Source organism: Erwinia sp. B116, assembly GCF_002865965.1.
Classification (GTDB): domain Bacteria; phylum Pseudomonadota; class Gammaproteobacteria; order Enterobacterales; family Enterobacteriaceae; genus Erwinia.
This window is the reverse complement of record NZ_JRZZ01000075.1, coordinates 1-6,538: the sequence shown is the minus strand read 5'-3', so window position 1 is coordinate 6,538 and position 6,538 is coordinate 1. Positions and strand designations below refer to the sequence as shown.

Here is a 6,538-nt window from a genome sequence, read left to right as displayed (position 1 = left end):
GATGCGCCACGCTGCGTTCCGCATCCTCAGAAACCTGGCTGAACACCACGCCCGCCAGCGGCAGCGGTCGGTACCGGTTAAGCATCACCGACAGCGGCGCGGTCACGCTCTCCGGCTCGCGGATGAGCTGATCGGCAAGCGCCAGCAGGAAGTTGTGCTTCACCTCATTACAGCTCTGCTGCACACCCTGCGAGGTCAGTTCCGGCGTCAGGGTAGCGAGTTTTTCAGCCAGCCCCCCGGGGCGGCACCCTGCAGGCAGCAGACAGCCTGTCGCCTGTATAATGCGACCATCCGGCTTCCCGCCGCGCGGGTGCAGGGACCAGACATACAGCGGGAGTTTCCAGCCCAGCGTATCCATGCGGCTGCTGATGGCATAAGACAGGGAATCTATGGTGCCTGCAGACGGCACCGGCAACGGCTGTTCCAGTCCTGGAGCCGACAGCTGGTCAAAAGCTGAGGTAACCCACACCAGGCCATCTACCGGACGGTGGCGAAGTTTGCGCAGTGCGGTCAGCCAGGCGCTGTCTGCTGGTGTGTTGAGGTCACCGCCCCACAGCAGTAACGTGCCGCGATCTTCCTGCCAGAGCTGCTCCGTCAGGCCTGGGCTTAGCTGCTCCACTTCAGAGGCGGTGCCGGTTATCAAGAGGATACGGGTTTTGCGGCCCCAGCGACGACCGTAGAGGTTACGCATGGCTGCACGGATGGTGTCGACCGTGACGTTGCGTGGTGGAGTCCTGGCAACTCTTGATTCATCAGAAGGCAAAGCATTGTTCTTCTGTTCCCGCCAGCGGTGGTACTTTTCCCGCATGAACCGGAACATAAACGGCGTACAGAAAGTAATAAGCATTACTATCCATACGGCAGCAAATACAAGTACCTGCTTCAGTCGGGTATCGAGGCCATGCGGGGGACCAAAATGAAGGATCAAGGCCACCATAACTGCTGAGATGAAGGCTATCATGCCGGCAAGCCCTCCTCTGCTCCATGAACTACCCAGCATCATTATTTCTACTCCCTGAGGTAACAGTACTGACAAAACGATCAGTACCTGAGGTCAACAGCCCTAAAACAGGTTTGTTGCTAACAGACACGATGTCGGACAGTAATGTGGCTAAAAGCCACGCACTCCCTGCCCCTGGAATCCCGTTATATTTTTCCAGTACATCAATCTCCTGCGGCTCCCACGGTGTCAGATGTGATTGAGATGCTGTCATTAACTCAGCAAACTCGTCATTCCAGTGCCCGTAGTCACAAAACACGCCTGTTGTCTGACAGGCGATCGTTTGAGTTTCGAGGAACAATCCCATATCAGCTTTGAAATTTTCCATGTCCAACGGCATCGGTCGCAATATGCGGGCAGAATGAGGAAGCTGATATTTTTCAGCAACATCATCGCTGGTAAGTATTATGGTCGCGAGTGCATCGGAATAATATTCAGTACCCTGCTGCTGCAATATCAGGATCAAATCGATATCGAAAACGGGATTTTTAAGGCGTTCTTCGACCCAGGAAAAAGAAAGGGTTTCACAAAATGAAACCGAACCTGTTAGCGCATGCCCAGGGTAAATTCTTCCCCATACTTCGTGGAACTGAGTTTCAAAGTCATACGAAATCATGTCGCTAACGATGGTGACATTGAACGGCACTGTAGCAGGTAACATCGCGATCGCGTTTTGTACACCGGCCAGACCCAGTTCCAACAGGGAGGTGGACGTCACCAATTGAGCATCAAAATGGCTGGTCAGTGAAAAAAATTGGGGTGCATCTCCGGCTTCAGTTTTCGCAATGGCGTCAGAGGTCACTCCAGAAGGTAGCAGCATGCTGCTTCCAAGCACGGCCAGATAACGTCCTGCCCAGGATTCCCACTTCTGCTGCCCGTATTCAGCTTCCTTTTGCAAAAACTGATGTTCATTGACGGTTCTGCCCCACAGCCACCCTCGCAAACAAAACAGGAAAAACCAGCCAAGAACAGGGCTGGATGCCAGCCACCAGATATTGAATATTGCCAGCGCATTAACCATGCCGGACGCATGGAGGATAAACAGCAAAATACCCACAATCGCGGCAACACCTCCGGCTAAAAGCCATCCCATAAATGATGGCTCTGGAGGTAGATCCATTGTTGTTGCTTTCGTCCTTTCCCAGCCCATTTATTATCCTACCGTGCTGTTCTGAGTACTTGAAATTACAGTACAACCACACTGACATTTGCAGCCATCAACAACGACTGCCCGACCATTAAAAGTGCGGTGCGGTGATCCTTCCACTATGGGATTCTTTCCATGCCCTTCTACCGGGCAACTGACCATATCGCCAACCAAAGCGGCTTTTTTCCCATCGACTGTAATCCTGGAAGAGGCGGAGATCACTTCACCGCCATGCGTTGTTTTATCACCGAGTAAAACGAAGCCTTTTGTCATGTTGAATCCTCGCACAATAAATAAGAATCAATTAACTTGCATTTTGTCGACCTTATCAAAATCCTGAAATACGGTTCCATCGGATGTAACCCTACCATCTGGATATATTATTCTAGGGTAAACACCTTTGATTTTCTTCTCTGGCTCAATACATCTAATTAATTTATTTTCATCTAATGAAGGTTCAAATAAAAAATTATCACCACCAGTAATCCTGTAACTTAAAAAATTTCCTTCCCATACAAAGACAGGTCTTTCTATTTTTTATTAAGATTCCACTCCGTTATATAAGGATAATACTTTGGCGATAGTTTCAAATCCCCTTGCACTGATCCATATTGCCCGTTTCGCGAAGCATCATTATCAAAAGCAAGAGCCACACCTACCGCTGTTCCGGGTACGAGATCTTTGCCAAGATGTATCGCATCTATATACTCGATACCTAAATTGACCGCACTCAACGTCCATTTAAACGAGCCTCCGCCAGTAATAGCAATTTTTGCTTTCCAGGTATCCCCGCTCTCTTGCTGCATAGGGATCCCAATAACGTTATAGCTGGGTTCAGTGATAACAGAGCCGTCAAACCCACTCACTCTTTTTTTCTGACACTCATGTGATAAGTATCTGACCTCAAGCGGGAATGGCTTCGTATACTGAGATGGATTTTTTACTTCAATATTAACCCACTGAGTATTCGCTGGTGGTGACAGTGTGCGATCATCCGCACTGACACAACTAACAATAAATAACATTAGAGTACTGAGGAATAACTTATTTATATCCTTACACATAAATTAATCCTTCAACCTGCTTACATCAGGGTGAGTTGTTCCATCAGATACAACTGTGCCATCAGGGTAGATAATTTTATAATGCACCCCAACTTTTTGTTCTGTTGGAGCAATCATCCTGACTACTTTAGACTCATCAATTGTCGGTTCAAATTTGATCTGAACGTTTTTAGCAGAAGACACTATCTTCTTCAGTAAAAAATCTTCTTGACCAAATAAGTTTAAAGTATCATTCACGTTTATATCTTTATTACTATCTATTAAAGGGTAATACGTAGGAGATAAAACTAGTTCAGAACCTTCAAATACCTTAAATCGACCATTTTTTGTTGCATTGTCATCAAACGCAATTGTAGCACCAACGGCCGTCCCCAGCGCCAGATTCTTACCAAGGTGAGTTGCATCTACATATTCAATACCCAAATTGAACTCACTCAGCTTCCAGTTACACTTACCACCACCATCCTTCGCTATTTTTGCAAGCCATATATTAGAATCACTTTGTTTCTGAGGTGGGATCTTTACGGGATTGTATCCCACCTTCTCATAGTGCTGGCCGTCCCGCATACTCATCAACTTACGCTTACACGTCGTTGATACGTAAAGCACCTCAAGAGGAAAAGGTTTTGTATACGCTGAAGGATTATTTATCTCGATATTTACCCATTCAGTATTTGATGGCGGTGATAATGTTCTATCAGTTGCACGAGCACATCCATTTAGCAAAAATGAAATCTGTAGAAAGATAAATAAATTTAATATTTTATACATTTTCTATTTCCTCTTCACCATAGTGGCCAAATCTTTTAAGAGCATCAGAACCGGATGCTGCAGAGATGGTTGAGCTAAGCGAGTTTTTTAGCAAACCCTCGATCGAAAGAAATTTTATATTTCTGTTAAACTCATTCTTAGGGATTTCACCTGAATAGTGCTCCATTTGTAAATTAAAGGATGCTACTTTATCGGCGTGTTCAGTGAAAACCTTTCCATCACTCAATCCTTTTTCATAAGCTAATCCAAGCAATTTATTATTTATATAGGGCATATATGATGTCAGAAGATGATTTCCAACATTCGCAGGTATACCTCTACTGGGATTCATGCCTTCGGGGAAAAATTCTTGAAGATCTTCCTTAGTAAGCGAAGCTTTAAAAGCCTTTTGATTTTGCCCGGATTGCTTAGCTTCCTGAAGTGCCAACGAAGGTACTAGATAGAGCTTAACTTTTTCAGGAAGCCTTGCCTGAATGGTCATACAATTTCTTGGGAAAGGAAGCTCAATACTACATTGTTGCCATTTTCTACTTTGCGTTGTGGTTAGAAATGCCACGGTGTTTCCATGATGCCAGAAGCAATCACCCCACTCTACGACTTGCGAGGCGGTAAGTTCAACGACAGACCATAAAAAGCCAAGAGTTGTTCCCAATGGGCCCCACAACTTATACAATTGATTATCCAGATCAACTTCAGGCGGAACTGATGGTACTGGGTCCTGATCGTTTACATGCCGATAGTGAATAATACCTGATAATGCATCTACAGCATTTTTAGTAAAAGCCCTCGGCATACCATAGGTATAAAGCAATGGATTTCTATTTTTTAACCTTGCAGAGTGAATTAATGCCAGTGCCCCTCCCAAGCTGTGACCACAAATAAACAAATCCTTATCCAGTATTATTCTCGCCAATTCTATAAGTTGCTTTTCAAATTTTCTTTCCATTAAGGCATAGCCTTCCAAAAAACCAGTATGCACCTTCCCTACAGGAACTAATGAAGTACATTCAGATTTTATTTTGCAACTATTGGACTCTACTGGCCTGAATGAAGCATCAGTTATCCCATCAGTCAGACTGGCAGTTCCGCGCCACGCTATGACTATTTTATTTTTATTGTAGACATAATAAAGCTGCGTATCCCCTTCAGGCTCATCAGCTTTAGTCGAATCCACATCTATTGGAATAAAATACCTATCAGAATATGGAACATCGAAAACTAAAGCATTAATAGTCGATTTGCCGACTTTTCTGGATGGTATCGTCGACAGGTCCTGACATTGATTAATAAAATACTTCGTGATGATATCTATCTCATCATATGCTAAATCTGAGGCCAATCCTAAATTAATGGCATTTGCCATAGAGTAATCGTTCTGGTGATGGAGAACTAATTCCCAGGATCTAAACGGGCAAATTTCGATTACATGGCGCTTTTCAAGTTCATTTGTTCTGACCTTAATGCCCTTAAATGAACTACTAATCGGAAAATGAAATAATGGCAACTCTTCCCCGTCTCTTAGCTGTAAATCAGGTTTTTCATGACATAATTCACCGACGACAGCGTAGTGCCACACATAACCATTTCCCTCTGCTTTTTGGCGAACAATCGAATCTTTTACAGGATCTCTACCAACGCGAAGAGAACGCTTCTCCATTTCTTTAGTCAACTTATTGCTGTCTAATGTCAGGTTCAACTCAAGACCATGCGGCATATCAATACGGATAATCCCGTCAGCATCACTTTGGCCCGAATGCGTAAACTCTTTGACTGGGCCAGAAACTGGATGAGAACTTTCAGCTGTCCATGGCATATTCGCCACTGGATCACCCTGCTCATCTACCAATTGAAATTCGACCCAGTAGGGTTTCTGCTTTCCAGCCATGACATCAGCGTTACTATGCGTTATGGAAGTAACCAGTGAATTATTTGCCATAAAACTAAACCTCTATCCTTGCAAGTGTTTAGTTTACACCCTCATAATTTAATTATGTTAGAGCGTAAATAACGTGGTGTTATTAGTTCATACTTCAATCAGGTTGCGCTTTCTGAATTTCACAGAAATGGCTGAAATAATACCGCCACAGCAGAAAAAAGAGCTACGAGGCGTGAAATATTTGAAAAAAACCTGTTGTATCTTTTCTTCACCTTCAAAAACACTCCATAATATAACCACACACAAGGTGAATAGAAGAATACCGTAAATGCTTATATTTTCAGAATCAAGAAAACCCATAGTACTATTAATAATTACAGACCAGCTAAACCCATCTACGACCGAAACCATCAATAGCGTATAGAAAAGAGCTGTTACAGAACCTGAACCAATCATGAAAATATTTTTAATTTCCCAAAACAACACTTCGGTATATTTTAAATTTAGTGCATCGTTCAACCACACTTCTCTCTAATATAATAACAGACTTATTGAATATCATTTTTTCGCCAGGATAAATGACACAACTTTAATTGCTTCTGAGATTAACACAGCAACAAGAAATACCGCCCCAACTTTGATAGACATAGTTTTAAACATCCATGGCAATGTTGAAATAG

General features: G+C 43.8%; 6 protein-coding genes and 1 pseudogene. All 7 read right to left on the bottom strand.

Annotated elements, in window-relative coordinates:
• Positions 1-1,003, bottom strand: a pseudogene (locus NV64_RS22280) (type VI secretion protein VasK); the annotation flags it as partial.
• Positions 990-2,150: a hypothetical protein gene (locus NV64_RS22275; protein ID WP_101506814.1), complete on the bottom strand. Its 1,161-nt coding sequence runs from the start codon at positions 2,148-2,150 to the stop codon at positions 990-992. The gene NV64_RS22275 and the pseudogene NV64_RS22280, both read right to left, overlap by 14 nt.
• A 3-nt stretch (positions 2,151-2,153) precedes the next feature.
• A complete protein-coding gene (locus NV64_RS22270; protein ID WP_101506813.1) occupies positions 2,154-2,420 on the bottom strand; it encodes a PAAR domain-containing protein in 267 nt (88 codons plus the stop codon).
• A gap of 257 nt (positions 2,421-2,677) precedes the next feature.
• Positions 2,678-3,211, bottom strand: coding sequence for a hypothetical protein (locus tag NV64_RS22265; RefSeq protein ID WP_233209076.1), 534 nt, complete (start codon positions 3,209-3,211; stop codon positions 2,678-2,680).
• Between the two features lie 3 nt (positions 3,212-3,214).
• On the bottom strand, positions 3,215-3,982 hold the full coding sequence (locus NV64_RS22260; protein WP_101506812.1) for a hypothetical protein: 768 nt from the start codon (positions 3,980-3,982) through the stop codon (positions 3,215-3,217).
• Entirely contained in the window at positions 3,975-5,918 is a 1,944-nt protein-coding gene (locus tag NV64_RS22255; RefSeq protein ID WP_101506811.1) for a lipase family protein, read from the bottom strand. The genes NV64_RS22260 and NV64_RS22255 overlap by 8 nt, the downstream gene beginning before the upstream one ends.
• An 87-nt stretch (positions 5,919-6,005) precedes the next feature.
• Positions 6,006-6,377, bottom strand: coding sequence for a hypothetical protein (locus tag NV64_RS23315; RefSeq protein ID WP_146005539.1), 372 nt, complete (start codon positions 6,375-6,377; stop codon positions 6,006-6,008).
• Between the last annotated feature and the right edge of the window lie 161 nt (positions 6,378-6,538).